This is a genomic window from Pantoea coffeiphila (genome assembly GCF_016909495.1).
GTDB lineage: Bacteria > Pseudomonadota > Gammaproteobacteria > Enterobacterales > Enterobacteriaceae > Erwinia > Erwinia coffeiphila.
Genome location: NZ_JAFBFW010000002.1, coordinates 707632 through 728147 on the forward strand (window position 1 = coordinate 707632; position 20516 = coordinate 728147).

The 20516-nt window shown below is 55.0% G+C and carries 17 protein-coding genes; 4 read left to right on the forward strand and 13 right to left on the reverse strand.

The annotated features are described in order from the left end of the window. Positions 1-165: 165 nt before the first annotated feature. The 5 genes from amtB to JOE09_RS09005 all read right to left on the reverse strand — a co-directional run bounded on the left by amtB (position 166) and on the right by JOE09_RS09005 (position 6139). Complete coding sequence (gene amtB / locus JOE09_RS08985) at positions 166-1467, reverse strand: ammonium transporter AmtB (protein ID WP_200545519.1); 1302 nt, start codon at positions 1465-1467, stop codon at positions 166-168. 19 nt (positions 1468-1486) lie between these two features. Continuing rightward, complete coding sequence (glnK, locus tag JOE09_RS08990; RefSeq protein ID WP_105590813.1) at positions 1487-1825, reverse strand: P-II family nitrogen regulator; 339 nt, start codon at positions 1823-1825, stop codon at positions 1487-1489. Positions 1826-2098: 273 nt separating this feature from the next. Beyond that, complete coding sequence (locus JOE09_RS08995) at positions 2099-3862, reverse strand: SmdB family multidrug efflux ABC transporter permease/ATP-binding protein (protein ID WP_205065522.1); 1764 nt, start codon at positions 3860-3862, stop codon at positions 2099-2101. Continuing rightward, positions 3852-5624: a SmdA family multidrug ABC transporter permease/ATP-binding protein gene (locus tag JOE09_RS09000; RefSeq protein WP_205065523.1), complete on the reverse strand. Its 1773-nt coding sequence runs from the start codon at positions 5622-5624 to the stop codon at positions 3852-3854. The genes JOE09_RS08995 and JOE09_RS09000 overlap by 11 nt, the downstream gene beginning before the upstream one ends. A 41-nt stretch (positions 5625-5665) precedes the next feature. Next, the gene (locus JOE09_RS09005; protein ID WP_200545374.1) at positions 5666-6139 is read right to left on the reverse strand and encodes an Lrp/AsnC family transcriptional regulator; all 474 of its coding nucleotides are present in this window, start codon (positions 6137-6139) and stop codon (positions 5666-5668) included. A gap of 103 nt (positions 6140-6242) precedes the next feature. Here JOE09_RS09005 and JOE09_RS09010 point away from each other — a divergent pair, with 103 nt between their 5' ends. After that, positions 6243-7169: a DMT family transporter gene (locus JOE09_RS09010; protein ID WP_205065524.1), complete on the forward strand. Its 927-nt coding sequence runs from the start codon at positions 6243-6245 to the stop codon at positions 7167-7169. A 50-nt stretch (positions 7170-7219) separates the two neighbouring features. Here the strand turns inward: JOE09_RS09010 and cof are convergent, their stop codons facing one another. Then, positions 7220-8041, reverse strand: coding sequence for an HMP-PP phosphatase (gene cof / locus JOE09_RS09015; protein WP_205065525.1), 822 nt, complete (start codon positions 8039-8041; stop codon positions 7220-7222). Between the two features lie 100 nt (positions 8042-8141). On the opposite strand from cof, the gene JOE09_RS09020 reads away from it, so the two are divergent. Together JOE09_RS09020 and queC are read left to right on the forward strand one after the other, a co-directional pair. Beyond that, positions 8142-9842, forward strand: coding sequence for an SgrR family transcriptional regulator (locus JOE09_RS09020; protein WP_205065526.1), 1701 nt, complete (start codon positions 8142-8144; stop codon positions 9840-9842). 67 nt (positions 9843-9909) lie between these two features. Then, positions 9910-10605, forward strand: a complete 696-nt coding sequence (gene queC / locus JOE09_RS09025) for a 7-cyano-7-deazaguanine synthase QueC (RefSeq protein ID WP_205065527.1) — start codon at positions 9910-9912, stop codon at positions 10603-10605. A 118-nt stretch (positions 10606-10723) separates the two neighbouring features. On the opposite strand, the gene JOE09_RS09030 is transcribed toward queC, so the two are convergent. The 6 genes from JOE09_RS09030 to clpX (JOE09_RS09055) form a co-directional block, all read right to left on the reverse strand. Further along, positions 10724-11131 carry an acyl-CoA thioesterase gene (locus tag JOE09_RS09030; RefSeq protein ID WP_205065528.1) on the reverse strand — a complete coding sequence of 136 codons (408 nt, stop codon included), beginning with the start codon at positions 11129-11131 and terminating at the stop codon, positions 10724-10726. Positions 11132-11239: 108 nt separating this feature from the next. Continuing rightward, positions 11240-11605 (reverse strand): helix-hairpin-helix domain-containing protein, encoded by a 366-nt coding sequence (locus JOE09_RS09035; RefSeq protein ID WP_205065529.1) that lies wholly within the window; start codon positions 11603-11605, stop codon positions 11240-11242. A gap of 139 nt (positions 11606-11744) precedes the next feature. After that, positions 11745-13616, reverse strand: coding sequence for a peptidylprolyl isomerase (gene ppiD, locus JOE09_RS09040; protein ID WP_205065530.1), 1872 nt, complete (start codon positions 13614-13616; stop codon positions 11745-11747). Between the two features lie 259 nt (positions 13617-13875). Further along, positions 13876-14148 carry a nucleoid-associated protein HU-beta gene (gene hupB / locus JOE09_RS09045; protein WP_105590803.1) on the reverse strand — a complete coding sequence of 91 codons (273 nt, stop codon included), beginning with the start codon at positions 14146-14148 and terminating at the stop codon, positions 13876-13878. 222 nt (positions 14149-14370) lie between these two features. Further along, positions 14371-16725, reverse strand: coding sequence for an endopeptidase La (gene lon, locus JOE09_RS09050; protein WP_205065531.1), 2355 nt, complete (start codon positions 16723-16725; stop codon positions 14371-14373). A gap of 188 nt (positions 16726-16913) precedes the next feature. Next, positions 16914-18188 (reverse strand): ATP-dependent protease ATP-binding subunit ClpX, encoded by a 1275-nt coding sequence (clpX, locus tag JOE09_RS09055; protein WP_123335702.1) that lies wholly within the window; start codon positions 18186-18188, stop codon positions 16914-16916. Positions 18189-18496: 308 nt separating this feature from the next. Here clpX (JOE09_RS09055) and JOE09_RS09060 point away from each other — a divergent pair, with 308 nt between their 5' ends. After that, positions 18497-19090: an ATP-dependent Clp protease proteolytic subunit gene (locus JOE09_RS09060; RefSeq protein WP_205065532.1), complete on the forward strand. Its 594-nt coding sequence runs from the start codon at positions 18497-18499 to the stop codon at positions 19088-19090. 84 nt (positions 19091-19174) lie between these two features. Here JOE09_RS09060 and clpX (JOE09_RS09065) read toward each other — a convergent pair whose 3' ends face one another. Next, complete coding sequence (gene clpX / locus JOE09_RS09065; RefSeq protein ID WP_105590800.1) at positions 19175-20449, reverse strand: ATP-dependent protease ATP-binding subunit ClpX; 1275 nt, start codon at positions 20447-20449, stop codon at positions 19175-19177. Positions 20450-20516: the final 67 nt, after the last annotated feature.

Consider the following 20516-nt stretch of genomic DNA (forward strand, 5'->3'; position numbering starts at 1 on the left):
GCTAATGACAACGGGAATCAGCGAAAACACGGACGTGCCGCTGGACTTACGGTTTGAGGGTTTGCGGTGTTACTGGGATGTATCACAAAAAAAGCGGGCCATAATGGCCCGCAAGATTTTTTATTTTTAGCGCACTACTTTCCTTTTTTTGCTTACCCGACCAGATTACTGGTTGTAAGCATTCTCGCCGTGGCTGTTGACGTCCAGACCTTCACGCTCCTGGTCTTCAGGAACACGCAGGCCAACAATCATATCCGCCACTTTGAAACCGATAAACGCGACAACAGCGGTCCAGACAACGGTCAGCGCAACGCTTTCCAACTGCACCCAAACCTGATGCCCCATAGTCACGCCTTCTGCATAACCCACGCCGCCCAGTGAAGAAGATGCGAACACACCGGTCAGGATACAGCCAACAATACCGCAGACGCCGTGAACACCGAACACATCACATGGGTCATCAACACGCAGCCATTTCTTCAGGGTGGTCACACCCCACAGGCCAGCCAGACCACCGACCAGACCGATAATCAGAGCACCACCGACGCCAACGTAACCACAGGCCGGGGTAATCGCTACCAGACCCGCAATCGCACCGGAACTGACGCCCAGCAGCGAAGGTTTACCGCGCAGTGCCCACTCTCCGAAGGTCCAGGTCAGCATTGCACCCGCCGTTGCTACAACGGTGTTAAGGAATGCCAGACCGGCGATTTCGTTCGCAGTACCTGCAGAACCGGCGTTGAAGCCAAACCAGCCGAAGTACAGGATTGCAGTACCGGTGAACACCATTGGCAGGTTGTGCGGTTTAAAGGCTTCTTTACCAAAGCCCGCACGTTTGCCCAGCAGGTAAGCACCGACCAGACCCGCTACCGCAGCGTTGATGTGTACAACAGTGCCGCCCGCGAAGTCCAGCGCGCCATCCTGAGCCAGGAAACCGCCCGCCCAGACCATGTGTGCAATTGGCAGGTAAGCAAAGGTCAGCCAGATCAGTACGAAAATCAGCACGGCTGCAAAGCGGATACGCTCAGCAATAGCACCCACAATCAGACCCACGGTGATACAGGCAAAGGAAGCCTGGAACGCGACGTGGATGTACTGGTAGAAGGAACCCATCAGCGTGGTTGGCGCAATCCCTTTCAGCATCGCCCAGTCAAAGCTGCCGAAGAACGCGTTGCCTTCGCTGAAGGCCAGAGAATATCCGTAAACCATCCACACAACGCAGACCATAGCGAAGGTCATGGCCACCTGGGTCAGCATGGACAGCACGTTTTTACCGCGAATCAGACCGCCGTAAAACAGCGCAATGCCCGGAATTGTCATAAACAGCACCAGCGCGGTGCAGATCATCATAAATGCGTTGTCGGCTTTATCCGCTACCGCCGGTGCGGCAGCCATGGCAAGCGACGGTAACAGAGCAATGCTGGCAAGGCCAAACTTAGCGAGTTTCTTCATTTTATCCCATCCCATCACAATTCTTAGCCCCGAATTACAGTGCTGCTTCGTCAGTTTCGCCGGTGCGAATACGGATCACCCGCTGCAGTTCTGCAACAAAGATTTTCCCGTCACCAATTTTGCCGGTGTAGGCGGCTTTGCTAATTACATCAACCACTTCATCGATCTGGTCATCTGCAATCGCAATATCAATTTTTACTTTTGGCAGGAAGTTAACGCTGTACTCAGCTCCGCGATAAAGTTCTGCATGCCCTTTTTGTCTGCCAAAACCTTTAACTTCCGTCACGGTCAGACCCTGAATGCCGATAGATGACAGTGCTTCACGCACGTCTTCCAGTTTGAACGGTTTGATTACCACGGTAACCAGCTTCATACGATCCCCTCCAGTATTGAATACGGTTGTTTCACGAACACGGATTTACTAAAGCAAAGGCTGTGCCAGAAATGAAAAACAGGCAGTTTTCAGGTGATTAGTCAGTGCGGATCTGAAGCGCAGCCTGGGATGGGATACCGCGAACAGAAAGCCTGTAAGAGGAGTATAGAAAAAACGCACCTTAACGGTGCGTTTTGCGTAAGTTCGGTGCATTAAGTCAGGGCAATGGTTATTTTTTCGCCTGAATTTGGTGCATAGGATGCTGCATAAAGATCAGCTCTCTGCGGCAGCCAGCTCTTCGCCCGCCAGCTGTAGCTGGTACATTTGCCAGTAGCGTCCCTGGGCAGCCAGCAGCTGTTGATGATTACCGCGTTCAACTGCCTGCCCACGGTGCAGTACAAGGATCGTATCCGCCTCGGTGATAGTGGAAAGGCGATGAGCAATCACCACCAGCGTGGTCTGCTGGCGTATAGCACGCAGTGCCTTTTGAATCGCCTGCTCTGTACCCGAGTCAATATTAGCGGTGGCTTCATCCAGGATCAGGATCTTCGGCGTTGCCACCAGTACCCGCGCCATCGCCAACAGCTGTTTTTGCCCAACGGAAAGATTGTTCCCCTGCTCGCCCAGTCGGGTGTAAATCCCGTCGCTCATACTTCGCGCCAGTGAGGCCAGCTGCACGGTTTCCAGCGCCTGCCAGACCGCCTGTTCGCTGATATCCCGCCCCAGAGTAACGTTAGCAAAGAAGGTGTCCGCCAGCACGACCGGGTCCTGTTGTACCATCGCCACACTCTGCCGCAGCGACGCATGACTGAGTGACTCCAGCGGGCGGCCATCCAGCAGGATTTCACCTTTACTGAGCGGATAGTAGCCCATCAGTAAATTAGCCAGCGTACTTTTACCGCTCCCCGTATGGCCAACCAGCGCAACGAAATCACGCGGGGCGACTTCCAGGTTGATATCGGTCAGCACCGGCTTACCGGTACGGTAGGAAAAAGTCAGGTCGCGAATAGCAATGCTGCCGCTGGACAGCGGCTGCGGATCGTCGCCATAGGGCTGACGCGGCGCATCCATCAGTTCGAAGATGCGCTCACCGGCCACCACTGCCTGCTGCAGCATCGACTGTTGAGTCGTCAGCTCGATAAGCGGTTCATTAAGGCGACCAAGGTAATTAATAAAGGCGTAAAGTACCCCGACCTCAATTGCCCCCACCGACGAAAAGCCAAACAGCAGCATCAGGCCACACAGGATCATCGCGGAAAACAGGCTGAGCAATGGCCGCAGCAGAAAGCCATCCAGCCTCAGCGTCTGCATCCTCGCCAGATAATGCGAGCGGCTGGCGGCCCCCATACGCTCACCAAACCGCGCCTGCTGACGGAACTGCTGGATAACGCTCATGCCGTTGATCGCTTCATTAAAACCGTTGTTGATGTCTGCCAGATAGCTGCGCACCCGGCGAACAATTGGCGTGCTGTAGCGTTGATAAATCAGCATAACGATTAACACAGCCGGGAAAATTGCGATTGCAATCAGCGCCATGCGCCAGTCGAGGCTGAACATCGCCACCAGCATTGCCCCCACCAGCGCCGCGCTGCGCAAAACGGTCGCCACCACGGTAACGTACAAGTCGCGTACGACTTCGGTATCGTTAGTGACACGGGATATGATTTGCCCGACCGGCTGGGTATCAAACGCGCTGAGCGGCTGACGCAGCGCGGCGTCCATGACGTCGGTACGCAGGCGCTGCACCACGCCAACCGCAGCCTGGTTAAACAGCAGTGACTGCCAGTAATGCAGCGCCGCCGCCAGTAGCTGCAGCAGCAGGAAGCTGGTTACCAGACCTGCTGCCAGGCCCAGCGGCATATGATGTTTCGCCACCATATTGTCAATAAAGTAACTAATCAGCACCGGTCCCAGCACTTCCGCCGCTGCGGCCACCCACAGCATCAGCACCGCCAGACTTAGCGATTTGCGCCACGGCGATCCATAGGAAAGAAGCCGTTTAAGCGTTGGCCACAGCCGCCGGTTTTCATTCGCCATGCGGCACCTCCTGCTCTGATTCATCTTCGTCCAGCGCGGCTTCCAGCTGCTGATAGCGATACATATCACGATACCATCCGCTGGCAGCGGCCAGCTGTTCATGGCTGCCGCGCTGGGCGATTTTGCCATGCTGTAATACCAGAATCTCACTGGCTTCGGTCAGTGCGGAGAGTCGGTGTGCACTGATGATGATGGTACGCCCTTCACCCCAGCTGCGCAGATTGTGCAGGATCTGATGTTCAGTACGACCATCGACAGCCGACAGAGCGTCATCCAGTACCAAAATTTCGGCATTGAGCAGCAGTGCGCGGGCAATAGAAATGCGCTGCTTTTGCCCGCCGGACAGCATTACCCCGCGCTCCCCGACTTCAGTCTCATAGCCTGCTGGCAGGCGTATAATATCATCGTGAACCGAGGCCAGCATTGCCGCCCGCTCGATCTCATCCTGAGTCGCTCCCGGATTGCCGAGGGCAATATTATTGGCGATGGTGTCAGAAAACAGGAACGGCGTCTGGCTGACCACCGCCAGGCGACTGCGCCAGCTGTCCAGCTGCAGCTCCGTCAGTGGAATACCGTGGTAGCGGATATCCCCGCGATCGATATCAAAATGACGCTGGATCAGGCCGAGCACCGTGCTTTTACCGGAACCAGTCGGGCCACACAGCCCCAGCATCTGTCCCGGAGCCAGGCTAAGATGAATTTCCGACAACGCGGGCTGAGCGGCGGCCGGATAGCGGAACTCGTCGATTGCTACCCGCAACTCCGCGCGCCCTTCCGGCAGAACTGTTGTTCCGTCGGTGACTGTCGGTGCTTCTGACAGCATCGCTTTGATGCGGCTCCATGCGGCGCTACCGCGTTCAACAATGTTAAACATCCACGCCAGCGCCAGCATTGGCCAGATCATCAGGCCGAGGTACATCACAAAGCTGGTCAGCTGGCCGAGGCTTATCTCGCCGTGCCAGACCATCCAGCTACCGCCGCCGATCGCCAGCAGATTCGACAGGCCAATCGCCACGTAAATTGTCGGATCAAAGCGGGCATCAACCCGGGCAACGCGCAGATTTTTTTCTCCGGTATCACGGGCAATGTCGGCAAACTGCGCCGACTGGCGATCTTCCAGGCCAAAAGCTTTGATCATCCGAATGCTGGTCAGGCTTTCCTGGGTCTGATCGTTTAACGAGGAGAAGGCCGCCTGCGCCAGCTTAAAGCGGTTATGCAGCTGATCGCCGTAGCGTTTAATCACCAGCGCCATCACCGGCATCGGCAGCAGCGCCAGTAGCGTCAGCTCCCAGCTGATCTGCGTGCTCATCACAATCAGCACGGCACAGCCCATTACCAGCGAATCCACCAGGGTCAACACGCCCTCACCGGCAGCAAAGACCACGCGGTCAACATCGTTAGTGGCGCGGGCAATCAGATCACCGGTGCGATGGCGTAAATAGAATTCAGGATGCTGACGACTGAGCTGACGATAGAAATCTTCACGCAGCTCCACCGCCAGCTGATAGGAGGCACCAAACAGCAGCACGCGCCAGACGTAACGCAGCAGGTAGACCACCACGGCAGTAAGCAACATGACACCCACCCACACCAGCAGCCGCTGATGGCTCATCTGCTGCTGGCTAACGCCGTCAACAATGGTGCCAACGATATGGGGCGGCAGCAGCTGCAGCAGCGCAATGACGATGAGCAACAGAACGGCGCCCACGTAGCGCCGCCATTCACGAAGGAAATACCAACTTAGCTGGCTGAAAAGTCGCACAAAATATCCTGATTATCGACCGAAAAGAAGACGGCTGCCGTTCAGGGGGCAACCGGCAAAGCGGTGGTGTATTTTATCTCTTCCATGGCAAAACTCGAAGTGACATCGATCAGGCCTGGAATACCGTTGACCAGCCGTTTGTAAAAACCATCGTAGCTTTTCATATCGGCTACCTGCACCTTCAACAGGTAATCATATTCTCCTGCCATACGATAAAAACCCATCACTTCAGGCATCGCCTGCACTAACGTTACAAACTGCTGAAACCAGCTGCTGCTGTGCTGCTGGGTTTTTATCAGCACAAACGCCGTCAGCCCCAGGCCCAGCTTTTCACCGTCAAGTAGCGCCACCCGGCCGCGAATATAGCCCTCATCCTCAAGCCTTTTCAAGCGCTTCCAACAGGGCGTCGTGGTCAGGCTGACCGCATCGGCCAGGGCCTGAAGCGAGAGCATGCAGTCCTGCTGTAGCAGGTTCAGCAGCATGCGGTCTTTTTTATCAAGCGGGTTTTGTAGCAAAATTTTCTCTCATTGGTCTGGTGAGCAGCATGATTATAGCAACCTTTTCCCCGATGGTTTAGTTAATCTGAATCCACTCCAGACCATTTCAGGGATGATGACGATGAACAAGAATATTTACCGTAACCTGCTTATTGCCGGGCTTTTTAGCGCCGTTGCCCTGACATGGGGGACGACATGGATGGCGATGAAAATCGCCGTGGCCACGGTTCCTCCGATTTTCGCTACCGGTTTGCGTTTTTTGTGTGCCGCACCGCTACTCCTGCTGCTGGCACGCTATCGCCGCGCCCCGCTGCTGTTCCCCGCAGGTCAGCGCGGTTTCCAGCTCTGCGTTATGCTGTTCTACTTTGCCATCCCCTTTACGCTGATGATCTACGGTGAGCGTTACACCTCTTCCAGCCTGGCGGCGATTATTTTCGCCACCATGCCTGCGGCGGTGCTGGCAGCATCGCTGCTGTTTCTGCGGGAAAAAACATCACTTCAGCAGCTGCTGGGGCTGGCAATCAGTCTTGGTGCACTCAGTACCATTCTGTGGCATGAAACCCAGGCCAATGGGGTAAGCCAGCTGAAAGGTATCCTGGCGCTGGTGGCGGCGGTGCTGATCCACGCACTGATGTATGTACAGTGTAAAAAACGCTGCGCCGGGATTTCCGTTCTGAGTTACAACGCCCTTCCCTGCCTGGGCGCCGGGGTGCTGTTAACGCTGACCGGCCTTGGCGAATCACCGGATTTTCACGCGTTTGCTCCCGAGGCGCTGATGGCAATTGCTTATCTGGGATTCGTCGCGGGTGTCGGCGGGATACTGTGCTACTTCGCGCTGCAACAGGTCGCGCGACCTTTCCAGGCCTCGCTGGTATTTCTGGTCTTTCCGCTGATCGCCATCGCACTGGAAAACGGGCTTAACGGCAGCAGTATCAGTCGAGAATCCTTACTGCTGCTGCTGCCGTTCCTGTTGGGGATTTTACTGACGCTGTATCGCGGCGCGGCACAGAAACGCAAAGTGGTTGTGCCCGCAGCAATACAACGCTGAATACAAATAAAAAAGCCGGACATCTTGTCCGGCACACTGGAAAACGGGTCTCAGTATTCGGGGGAATAGTCGAGATGTGGTGTGTTAAGCCAGTGGTTGAGATAATGCGACACTCCCTGCGTCGCGCAATTTCCAATAACCGGTAAATGCGGTAGCTGCGCTTTCAGCTGCGCCATGGCATTTTGCATGACAAAGCCATACCCAACCTGATTCAGCATTTCCAGATCGTTCATCGCATCGCCAAAGGCCATGCAGGTTGCCATTTCTATCTCCAGATGCTTTGTAAGCTGAGTCAGCGCCGATCCCTTATTACAACCCAGTGGTAACACCTCCAGGCAGTGGCTAGCCGAGAAGCAGAGATGAGCGCTGTCTCCCAGCACCTCACGCAGCTGAATCAGCAGCTGGCACAGATCATCATGCTCGCCGAGAAAACAAATTTTAGTGACCTGATGCTCCGCCAACGTACGAGGATCGGCAATATGGTAGCTAAAGCCGCTCAACTGATGCGCATCTAAAATTTCAGGCTCATCAAATTGGGTAAACCAGCCGTCATCGTTGAAAACGTGCAGACTCGCTTTAGTCTGCCAGTGGCAGTGGATCACCTGACGGGCAACCGACGGTGGCAGATCGGAGCCAAACAGCAGTCCGCCCTCGGCATCGTGAACACGGGTCCCGTTGCCGCTGATTAACCAGGCAGGCAGATTGTGCTGCTGCATCAGCGGCTGCATTTCCAGGAAGTGCCGGCCGGTAGCAAAAGCAAGCTGTACCGGGTGCGCCTGCAGCGATCTCAGGCTCGACAAAGTTTGCTCCCCAAACTGATGAGTCGGTAACAGCAGCGTTCCATCCATATCAAATGCAGCAAGGCGAACCATAATCACTCCGGCAACGGTGGTTAATCTGTCAGCAAGTATCACCTGGTATTTGCGGAACAAATAGTGAATACTTTCACAAAACTGTTCCGGGTTTAGGCTGATGCGTGAAATTAACCGGTTAAATCAATATCAGCGGCTTTGGCAGCGCAGCGAAGGCCAGCCGCTATCGTCCAGCGTGAGCGAAATAGCCAATTGCTGTTTTTGTAGCGAACGCCACGTTCGCACCCTGCTTAATCAGTGGCAGGAGGCGGGATGGCTGGGCTGGGAGGCGCGCTCGGGGCGCGGCAAGCGTGGAACCGTGACCTTTTTACGCTCGCCTGAAGCACTGCGTAGCGAAATGATGCTGCAACAGCTGGACAGAGGGCAGCCGCAGCATGCCCTGCAGCTGGTGCCGCTCGCCACCGAGCAGCTCAGCCAGCTTCTCCAGCCGTTTCTTGGCGGCCAGTGGCAGAATAATCAGCCGACGCTGCGTATACCTTACTACCGCAAGCTGGACCCGCTGCGGCCCCTGGTGCTGGCCGGGCGTGCAGAACAGCATCTCGCCCAGCAGGTGTTCTCGGGGCTGAGCCGACTGGCCGGCGATGACGCTATCCCCGACCTCGCTCACCACTGGCAGATTAGCGACGATGGCCTGAGCTGGTTTTTCTTCCTGCGCCCCCAGCTACGCTGGCACCACGGCGAAGCGGTAACCGCACAACAGCTGCAGCAGACGCTGCAAAATATTCTCGCCAGCCCGACCGGAGAGCGGATGCTCGCCAGCGTGAAACGCGTTTCTCAAGCCCATGCGCTCTGCCTGCGCATCGATCTGCATCAGGCCGACTACTGGCTTGCTCACCGGCTGGCCAGCGTATGCTGCCTGTTACCTCATCCCGACAATCCGGATATCGGTACAGGCCCGTGGCGGCTGGTCGCCAACTCGACAATGCTGGTCAGGCTGGAAAGCCACGGCTGGTATCACGGCGTCCATCCTCTCATGCAGGCGGTTGAATACTGGATCGCGCCGCAGCTTTTTGACCGCGAACTTGGAACCAGCTGCCGCCATCCGGTGCAGATAGCGATAGGGGCACAGCAGGACCTCGCGCAGTTACAGCCCGTGAGCCAGCGTATCAGCCTGGGGTTCTGTTACCTGGCTATTGGACAACGCGCCGGGCTCAACGCCGCACAGGCGCAGCACATTATGGCGCTGGTACACCAGTCGGGACTGGTCGAACAGTTGCCGCTGGAAGAAGGGTTGATTTCCCCCAGTAATGAGATGCTTCCGGGCTGGCATATTCCGCAGTGGAAACCCGATCGGCAAACGGCACTCCCCGCGACGTTAAGCCTGCATTACCATCTGCCGGTAGAACTGCACGCAATGGCTATCCGGCTTCAGCAACTGCTGGCAGCGCAAGGCTGCCGCCTTACTCTGCACTTTCACCCGGCGAAAAACTGGCAGGATTATCCGTCGCTGGCGGAGGCTGACCTGGTGATGGGCGATCGCCTGATCGGTGAAGCACCGGTATTCACCCTTGAAAGCTGGCTAAGGCTGGACCCGCTATGGCCGGTGATTATCGGCAAAGCGGAATGGCAGAAGCTATTGAAATCACTGAACGAACTTCAACAGCACGCTGACGGGGCCGGACGAAACGATGCAATGCACGACGTGTTTAAAAAACTGATGCACCAGGCTGCCATTACGCCGCTGTTTAACTATCGCTATCAGGTTAGTGCACCGCCGGACGTCGAGGGGATACGGCTTAATGCGTGGGGCTGGTTTGATTTTTCCCGCGCATGGCTCCCGCCACCGGTAGCCATTGACTGAGTGAAACTACCTTTCTATCGATTCAGGCAGTACCATAGCGGGCAGAACATTATCAGGAAGAGTAAGTATGAAACGTGCAGTGGTAGTATTCAGCGGTGGTCAGGATTCAACAACCTGCCTGATCCAGGCCCTTAAGCAGTACGACGAAGTCCACTGCGTGACCTTTGATTATGGCCAGCGGCATCGGGCAGAAATTGACGTTGCTCAGCGGCTGTCGCTGTCGCTGGGTGCCCGTGCGCACAAGGTTCTGGATGTCACCCTGCTTAACGAACTGGCGGTCAGCAGCCTGACCCGCGATAACATCCCGGTCCCTAACTGGGACCCCGCCAGTAGCGGTCTGCCGAGCACCTTTGTACCAGGGCGCAATATTCTCTTCCTCACGCTGGCGGCTATTTATGCCTATCAGGTGGAAGCCGAAGCGGTAATTACCGGCGTGTGTGAAACCGATTTCTCGGGCTATCCTGACTGTCGCGATGAGTTTGTAAAAGCCCTTAACCATGCCGTATCACTGGGCATGGCGCGCGATATCCGCTTTGAAACACCGCTGATGTGGCTGAACAAGGCGGAAACCTGGGCGCTGGCCGACTACTGGCAGCAGCTTAAACTGGTTCGTGAACAGACGCTGACCTGCTACAACGGTATTCAGGGTGATGGCTGCGGCGAGTGCGCGGCCTGCCATTTACGGGCTAATGGTCTGCAGGAATACCAACATAATGCCACCGCCGTGATGCAGGCGATGAAAACGAAAACCGGCCTGGTTTAAGCCCCGGGGTGATGATGACCGGGCACCGTCCCGGTCATCCGTGGCGACCCGAAAAAATGAGCGTTGATGGCATTAAGCCGTTTCCCGTTTGGCTGAATGAGTAAAAAAGCATCGTGCTCTATTCACTCGGTTCCAGCATCGCCTCCAGCCTCTGACGCAGTTCCCCTTCCATCGGCTGCGCTTTCTGAGTGCGCAGGTCAATACAGACGAAGGTTAACAGTGCATCCGCCACTACCTCGCCGCCGGGCTGTAGCGTTACCGTTTGAGCAATCACGCCGCTTTTGCCGTTCAACTGCTGCACCTTGCTGCTGACCAGCAGGACATCGCCAAGTACAGCGGGCCGACGATAGTTAATATTGATATTCACCACAATAAACGCCAGATGATTGGTCGTCATCCAGTGAAAGGATTCGGTTTCCTCAAGCCAGGCCCAGCGGGCCTCTTCAAGAAACTCCAGATAGCGCGCGTTATTGACGTGTTGATAAACATCAAGATGATAGCCACGAACTTTGATGGTGGTCTGCATTGCTTCCGATCTCCGAGTGAAAAAGGTCACACCAACTGGTATGACCTCTAAGAGGTTAGCAGCCGGAGCATTTGCGTTGCAGACAACGTGCCCGACTCGCGAAACGGATCACAGTTTAATTCGTGTCAAATTACGTTCGACCAGCGCCTTGCCGATCCCCGGAACCTCGGTCAGCTGATCGATCTGGCTGAAGGGGCCATACTTGTCACGATAGCTGACGATAGATTCCGCTTTTTTAAGACCCACGCCGTTCAGCGTGGCCGCCAGCTCCTGCGCGGTCGCACTGTTAATGCTCACCTGACTACCCGCATCCTCATCGCTCTTGCCAGCCCCCTGCGGCACCGGCGTTTTCACTCCCGTTCTGGTTTCGGCCTTCACGTCTTTTGGTGCCTCCACGCTGCCGGTTGCCAGTGCGGGTGTAATAAGCGCCATGCCGAATGCCAGTGAAAGAGCCTGAAGCGTTGATTTAAACATGCTGTTTTCCTCCATGTGTTTGACAGCATGACTAACCTACGTCAGCGCTTTTCAGGCGGCAAACGGCAGATTTCAGAAATGGAAAAGGCCGCATAAGCGGCCTTTCGTGTTGCAATCAGTTGCAGTGATTTTGCGAGGCTTACTGCGCCTGTGCAGCCGCACCGTACTTGATTTTGGCTTCTTTACGCAGGTTAGTCATCAGCGCTTCAAAGGCAATCTGTGCGTTATTCTGCGTTACGCCCTGAACCAGCGCGGTTTTCTGTGCAGCCGGCATTTCACCCGTCTGTACCTTATCCAGCGACAGGAGCACTACGTTGCCCTGCATATCTTCACCCACACCGTAAGAGGCTTTGCCTGCTGCCGGCAGCGGCAGCGCAAAGGCTGACTGCGTCAGAGGGTCCTGCCCGGTACGCGTCAGCGTCTGGGTTTGACCAAAGCTCAGACCCGCCGCTTTCAGCGCCTCATCACCTTTACCGGCTTTCAGATTCGCCAACAGTTTATCCGCCTGCGACTTCGCTGCCGCCTGCGCTTTCTGCTGCTTCAGGGTATCGGTGATCTGCGCGGTCACCTCTGGCAACGGCTTAACGGCTTCAGGCTTGTGCTCGCTGATACGCAGGACAAAAGCACGATCGCCATCAACAGTGATGATGTCTGAATTTCGGCCCGGAGCACCATTATCACCGGCAAGGCCGCCGTTGAAGATCGCTTCCTGAACCGGTTTAAAGTTCAGCTCAGCGGGCAGATTATCATGGCTGAACCAGCCCGTTTCCACCGCTTTAACGCCGGCCGCTTCTTCAGCTCCCGCCAGTGACTCAGTGTCGTTGCTTGCCGCATCGCTGACTTTCTGCTGTAGCTTATAGTAAGCATCGACGGCTTTTTCCTGCTTCACTTTTGCCGCAATATCATCACGAACGTCGGCCAGGGCTTTAATCTGCTGAGGCTGGATATCATCCAGGCGAGCGACAATAAAGCCAACCGACGATTTGATGATCCCTGACAGCTGCCCTTTGTCTTTCAGGCCTGAGTTTTTCAACTCATCAGGGGTAGTGTCCGGCTCCAGCCAGCCCATATCGCCGCCCTGGCGTGCTGAGATCGGGTCAGCTGATTTTTCTTTTGCCAGCGCGGCAAAATCACCGCCGTTCTTCAGTGCATCCAGAATCGACTGCGCTTCCGCTTCGGTTTTGGTCTGAATGATGCTGTAGCGATTGCGCTGCGGCTGGGTGTAATCCTGCTGGTGTTCATCATACCAGCCCTGGATTTCACTCTCGCTGACCGGCTCCTGCATGCTTGCCGCATCCAACTTGATGTAGCTTACGCGGAACTGCTCAGGAGACATGAAGCTGTTTTTATTCTGCTGGTAGTAGTTATTGATTTCGTCAGGGGTGACGGTCTGTTTTGCCGCCAGTTCACCAACGTTAATCGTCACTTCACGCACCAGACGCTGCTGGGAAATTAACGCGGCCAGCGCATCGCTTTCACTGCCCAGAACAAAGTCGGTACCGGTCACGGACTTAATCAGCTGCTGGGTGGTAAGCTGCTTGCGCAGCGCTTCCGCATACTGATCGGCCGTAAAGCCCATGTTGCCAATCAGGCCCAGATACTTGGCGTTATCAAACTTGCCGTCGGTCTGGAAGGCGGGCTGGGTGAAGATCGCCTGCTTAATCTGATCGTCGCTAATTGCCAGGCCAATATTTTTCGCATACTGGTCTAGCAGGATTTCGTCGGTCAGCTGGGAGAGTGCCTGCTGACGTATCTGCTGCATGTAACCTTCGTTACCTGCCAGTGCGGAGAATTGTTCGCCCAGCATCTGCTGCTGACGCGCACGCTCGTTGCTGAAAGCTCGCTCAAGCTGAGCACGGCTGATTTCCTGACCATTTACCTTGGCCGCATAATCACCACTGCCGCCCGTCAGATATCCGCCCACGCCGGTAAGAACAAAGGACAGGATGATCAAACCCAGTATAATTTTGAGCACGACATGGTTCGAGGCCGCGCGTAAATTGTCCATCATGGTGTGACAACACTCCGCTGTAGTGTGAATGTAAAACCTTGCGCTATCGTCCCGCGTTCCCGAGGACGTGCAACGCCATGCATTGCTGCAACTCCAGTGACTCCAGGGAGTTACATCCTGTAGACAACCGCATTATGCGAATGTCACTGAATCATAAAAAAAAGGCACATCAGTCTGATGATGTGCCTGTATGTTACATGAGAACGCCCTGGCGATCCTCACTCCGCCGAAGAAATCTGTTTCAACGGCAGCATATTGCTTAGTTAACGGCGTCTTTCAGCGCTTTACCGGCACGGAAGCCCGGTACTTTGCCCGCAGGGATAGTAATTTCTTTACCCGTCTGTGGGTTACGACCCGTACGCTCTGAACGCTCACGCACGGAGAAGGTGCCGAATCCTACCAGCGCCACTTCGTCACCAGACTGCAGAGAATCAGTAACAGAGGCAATAAACGCATCCAGTACACGTCCGGCTGCAGCTTTGGAAATATCTGCATTTGCAGCAATTTTGTCGATCAACTGTGACTTGTTCACCTAATCATCCCCTCTTTTATTTTTCACACCGTGACTGGCACCCTGCCAGCAACGTATGTGCAGTCGTTTATTATGACCGCGAACCTAACTTGTTGAGCCATTACCATCGGCAATCGTTGCTATGACTGGCTTAACAGCATCCTAAATTAGCCGGACAAAAAAAGGCTGGCAAGTAACAATTCACCTGCCAGCCCTCGTTTTACGGCGATTTATCTTAAATCACTATTTTTCGGTGACAACCTGCACGCCGGAAGGGGCATTTTGCAGGGCCAGCTCAAGAACTTCTTCGATCCGCTTCACCGGATAGATCTTAAGATCGGCAATCACGTTATCCGGAATCTCTTCCAGATCGCGCTTGTTTTCGTCCGGAATAAGTACCGTTTTGATCCCGCCGCGGTGCGCTGCCAGCAGTTTCTCTTTCAGACCACCGATCGGCAGCACCTGGCCACGCAGCGTGATCTCACCGGTCATCGCCACATCGGCACGCACCGGATTACCCGTCAGGCAGGAGACCAGCGCGGTGCACATGGCGATACCCGCACTTGGGCCATCTTTCGGCGTTGCCCCTTCAGGAACGTGAACGTGGATATCACGCTTCTCGTAGAAGTCACCGTTAATGCCCAGTTTGTCGGCACGCGCGCGCACCACGGTCAGCGCAGCCTGGATGGACTCCTGCATCACTTCACCGAGAGAACCGGTGTAGGTCAGCTTGCCTTTACCCGGTACGCAGGCGGTTTCAATGGTCAGCAGATCGCCACCCACTTCCGTCCACGCCAGACCGGTCACCTGACCGACACGGTTTTCACTGTCGGCACGGCCGTAGTCAAAGCGCTGTACGCCGAGGAAATCTTTCAGGTTGTCGCCATTGATATCAATACGCTTCAGCGACTTATCCATCAGCAGCGATTTCACCGCTTTCCGGCACAGCTTGGACAGTTCGCGCTCAAGGCTACGCACACCCGCTTCACGCGTGTAGTAGCGGATGATGCCAACAATCGCACTATCATCGACTGAAATTTCATTTTTCTTCAGCGCGTTACGCTCGATCTGCTTCGGCAGCAGGTGCTGTTTGGCGATGTTCAGTTTTTCGTCTTCGGTGTAGCCAGAAAGACGGATCACTTCCATACGATCCAGCAGCGGAGCCGGAATGTTCATCGAGTTAGACGTTGCCACAAACATCACATCGGAGAGATCGTAGTCGACTTCCAGATAGTGATCGTTAAAGGCAATGTTCTGCTCGGGATCGAGCACTTCCAGCAGCGCAGAGGCCGGATCGCCACGCATGTCCGAGGACATCTTATCGATCTCATCCAACAGGAACAGCGGGTTTTTCACCCCCACTTTGGCCATTTTCTGGATAAGTTTGCCCGGCATCGAACCGATATAGGTACGACGGTGACCGCGAATTTCCGCTTCGTCACGCACGCCGCCCAGAGCCATACGTACGTATTTACGCCCGGTGGCTTTGGCGATTGACTGCCCCAGCGAGGTTTTACCCACGCCCGGAGGCCCAACCAGGCACAGAATCGGGCCTTTGATTTTGCTGACGCGGCTCTGTACGGCTAAATACTCAAGGATGCGGTCTTTCACTCGCTCAAGGCCGAAATGGTCGGTATCCAGCGTTTCCTGCGCTTTGCGCAGATCTTTCTTCACTTTGCTGCGCGCATTCCACGGAACCTGAACCATCCAGTCAATGTAGCCACGAACGACGGTGGCTTCAGCCGACATCGGCGACATCATCTTCAGCTTCTGCAATTCAGCTTCGGTTTTGTCTTTTGCCTCTTTCGGCATTTTGGCCGCGTCAATTTTACGCTTCAGCGCTTCATTTTCGTCAGGCGCATCGTCCATCTCGCCCAGCTCTTTCTGAATGGCCTTCATCTGCTCATTCAGATAGTACTCACGCTGGCTTTTTTCCATCTGTTTTTTCACGCGGTTACGGATGCGTTTCTCAACCTGCAGCAGGTCGATTTCCGACTCCATCATCGCCATCAGATATTCCAGACGCTCATTCACGTCGGACATTTCCAGCACGGACTGTTTGTCAGCCAGCTTCAGCGGCATGTGCGCCGCGACGGTATCGGCCAGGCGCGCAGCATCATCAATACTGTTCAGCGAGGTCAGCACTTCCGGCGGGATCTTTTTATTCAGCTTGATGTAGCCTTCAAACTGATTGATCGCCGTGCGTACCAGCACTTCCTGTTCGCGCTCTTCAATCTCCGGAGACTCAAGGTATTCTGCCTGCGCGGCAAAATGGTCGCCGTTGTCGGATAAAGTCGTGATATGAGCACGCTGTAAACCCTCCACCAGCACTTTCACCGTGCCGTCCGGCAGTTTCAGCATCTGTAAAATGGAGGCGACGGTCCCGACAGAGAAGAGATCGTTAATGCCTGGTTCATCCGTTGAAGCTTCTTTCTGAGCGACCAGCATGATCTTTTTGTCATGATCCATGGCGGCTTCAAGGCAGCGAATCGATTTTTCACGACCAACAAACAACGGAATGACCATGTGCGGATAAACCACTACGTCACGCAACGGCAACACAGGGATTTCAATGCGTTCAGAACGCTCAGGATTCATAGAGCTCTCTCTTAGTTTAATTTCCGCCAGGTAAGGGGAACCGCATCATCCTTAACAGAAGCGGTTTACCCACAGGTATTTGAGTATATGGGGATGAATGGAATAGATTCAACGTTGGGGTTACCAGAAATGTTGAAGGGGGAAGATTTTCCCCCTTTTCGGTTAACTGACTGGAAAGATTTGGTTATTTATTCGCCAGAAGCCTGCTGTGCTTCCGGTTTACCGTAAATCAGTTTAGGTTCACCGTTGTTCTCGATCACCGAAGCGTCAACCACCACCTTCTCCACGTCTTCCATTGAAGGCAGATCGTACATGGTATCCAGCAGTACGCCTTCAACGATAGAGCGCAGGCCGCGCGCGCCGGTTTTACGCGACAGGGCCTTTTTGGCAATCGCCGTCAGCGCCTCATCACGGAACTCCAGATCCACACCTTCGAGGTTAAACAGCGCCTGATACTGCTTGGTCAGCGCGTTTTTCGGCTCGCACAGGATCTGGATCAGCGCATCTTCGCTCAGCTCGGTCAGCGTTGCCACCACCGGCAGACGACCGATGAATTCCGGGATCAGACCGAACTTAATCAGATCTTCCGGCTCCACCTGCGCCAGCAGCTGGCCTTCGGTCGCTTTTTCCGCTTTACCTTTTACCGTGGCACCAAAACCGATGCCGGTGCCGGTATCCACACGCTGCGAAATCACCTTATCCAGGCCGGCGAACGCGCCGCCGCAGATAAACAGGATTTTTGAGGTATCAACCTGCAGGAACTCCTGCTGCGGATGCTTACGGCCACCCTGCGGCGGTACGGCGGCAACCGTGCCTTCAATCAGCTTCAGCAGTGCCTGCTGCACGCCTTCACCGGACACGTCACGGGTAATCGACGGGTTGTCCGATTTGCGGGAGATCTTGTCGATTTCATCGATGTAGACGATCCCGCGCTGCGCTTTCTGCACGTCGTAATCGCATTTCTGCAGCAGCTTCTGGATGATGTTTTCCACATCCTCACCTACGTAACCGGCTTCGGTCAGCGTGGTGGCATCCGCCATGGTGAACGGCACATCCAGCAGGCGCGCCAGCGTTTCGGCCAGCAGGGTTTTACCGCTGCCGGTCGGGCCGATCAGCAGAATGTTACTTTTACCCAGCTCGATGCCGTTGCTGGTGTCGCCGTTGCGCAGGCGTTTGTAGTGGTTGTACACCGCCACCGACAGCACTTTCTTCGCCCGCTCCTGACCGATAACATAGTCGTCCAGGTGATGGCGGATCTCGTGCGGCGTGGGCAGCGAGTTACGCTCGCGGTGCGGCGCAACCTCTTTAATCTCTTCGCGAATGATGTCGTTGCACAGATCAACGCACTCATCGCAGATATACACTGACGGGCCGGCAATCAGCTTGCGTACTTCATGCTGGCTTTTGCCGCAAAAAGAGCAGTACAGCAGTTTTCCTGAACCGTCTTTGCGTTTGTCTGTCATCAGTAACCTCATGTCTTGCTAAACAGACCTGAAGTGGGCTGTCTAAATTTACGCGTACCAGCAATTAATATAGCCCATTTCCCCTTTAAAATGGGAGTAAAACTCCGCAACGGCGCAAGCCCCACAGTGGAATTGTGAATTGGTCCAGGATTGTTCATAAAAACATCCGGCATGCTATTTTGGGTTATTGATATTCACTATCCCTCTGTTTTGAAATCTGAATATTCATCCCAATGACTGTTGATTTAGCTACCTGTTTGATTATGCTAAACTCTCGTGACTTATCAGATCCCGATGGAGTGTAAAGCATGCCTCAAGAGCCAAAGAAAGAAGAAAAAGGCCAGGAAGAGAAGAATTCAGCGCTGGCAGTGAACAAGCTGCTGCAGTCACGCTCTATTATCATTTCCGGCGAGATTAATCAGGAACTGGCCGAGAAAGTGACGGCTCAGCTGCTGATCCTGCAGGAGATGGGCGACGAGCCAATCAAGCTGTTTATCAACAGCCAGGGTGGCCACGTGGAAGCAGGCGACACCATCCATGACATGATTAAATTCGTGAAGCCTAAAGTTGTGGTAATCGGTACCGGCTGGGTAGCCAGCGCCGGGATCACCATCTTCCTGGCAGCCGACAAAGATAACCGCTACTCGCTGCCAAATACCCGCTTTATGATCCATCAGCCGCTTGGCGGCGTGCGCGGTAAAGTTTCAGATATTGAAATTGAAGCGAAAGAACTGCTGCGTGCGCGTGAGCGTATTAATAAGCTGATCAGCAAAGCGACCGGGCAGCCGCTGGAGAAAGTTGAAAAAGACACCGACAGCAATTACTGGATGAGCCCGGAACAGGCTATCGACTACGGTATTGCCACGCACGTGATCAGCCAGTGGGATGAGCTAAAAGCCTGATTTCGCAGCTGAAGAGTTGAATTGAAAATGGCCCACAGTTTTCGCTGCGGGCCATTTTTTTATGCCATCGTACGAGCGTTGATACTACTCGCCAGAAGCCTGCTGTGCTTCCGGTTTACCGTAAATCAGTTTAGGCTCGCCGTTGTTCTCGATCACCGAAGCGTCAACCACCACCTTCTCCACGTCTTCCATTGAAGGCAGATCGTACATGGTATCCAGCAGCACGCCTTCAACGATAGAGCGCAGGCCGCGCGCGCCGGTTTTACGCGACAGGGCCTTTTTGGCAATCGCCGTCAGCGCCTCATCACGGAACTCCAGATCCACACCTTCGAGGTTAAACAGCGCCTGATACTGCTTGGTCAGCGCGTTTTTCGGCTCGCACAGGATCTGGATCAGCGCATCTTCGCTCAGCTCGGTCAGCGTTGCCACCACCGGCAGACGACCGATGAATTCCGGGATCAGACCGAACTTAATCAGATCTTCCGGCTCCACCTGCGCCAGCAGCTGGCCTTCGGTCGCTTTTTCCGCTTTACCTTTTACCGTGGCACCAAAACCAATCCCCGAGCCGGTATCCACGCGCTGGGAAATCACCTTATCCAGGCCGGCGAACGCGCCGCCGCAGATAAACAGGATCTTCGAAGTATCAACCTGCAGGAACTCCTGCTGCGGATGCTTACGGCCACCCTGCGGCGGTACGGCGGCAACCGTGCCTTCAATCAGCTTCAGCAGTGCCTGCTGCACGCCTTCACCGGACACGTCACGGGTAATCGACGGGTTGTCCGATTTGCGGGAGATCTTGTCGATTTCATCGATATAGACGATCCCGCGCTGCGCTTTCTGCACATCGTAATCGCATTTCTGCAGCAGCTTCTGGATGATGTTTTCCACATCCTCACCTACGTAACCGGCTTCGGTCAGCGTGGTGGCATCCGCCATGGTGAACGGCACATCCAGCAGGCGCGCCAGCGTTTCGGCCAGCAGGGTTTTACCGCTGCCGGTCGGGCCGATCAGCAGAATGTTACTTTTACCCAGCTCGATGCCGTTGCTGGTGTCGCCGTTGCGCAGGCGTTTGTAGTGGTTATAAACCGCCACCGACAGCACTTTCTTCGCCCGCTCCTGACCGATAACGTAGTCGTCCAGGTGATGGCGGATCTCGTGCGGCGTGGGCAGCGAGTTACGCTCACGGTGCGGCGCAACCTCTTTAATCTCTTCGCGAATGATGTCGTTGCACAGATCAACGCACTCATCGCAGATATACACTGACGGGCCGGCAATCAGCTTACGTACTTCATGCTGGCTTTTGCCGCAAAAAGAGCAATACAGCAGTTTTCCCGAACCGTCTTTGCGTTTATCGGTCATTCACTCCCCCTCATTGTCGCACTCACTGCCCCACCGGGTCAGCGACCGCAGGCCAGCACGAAGTCTG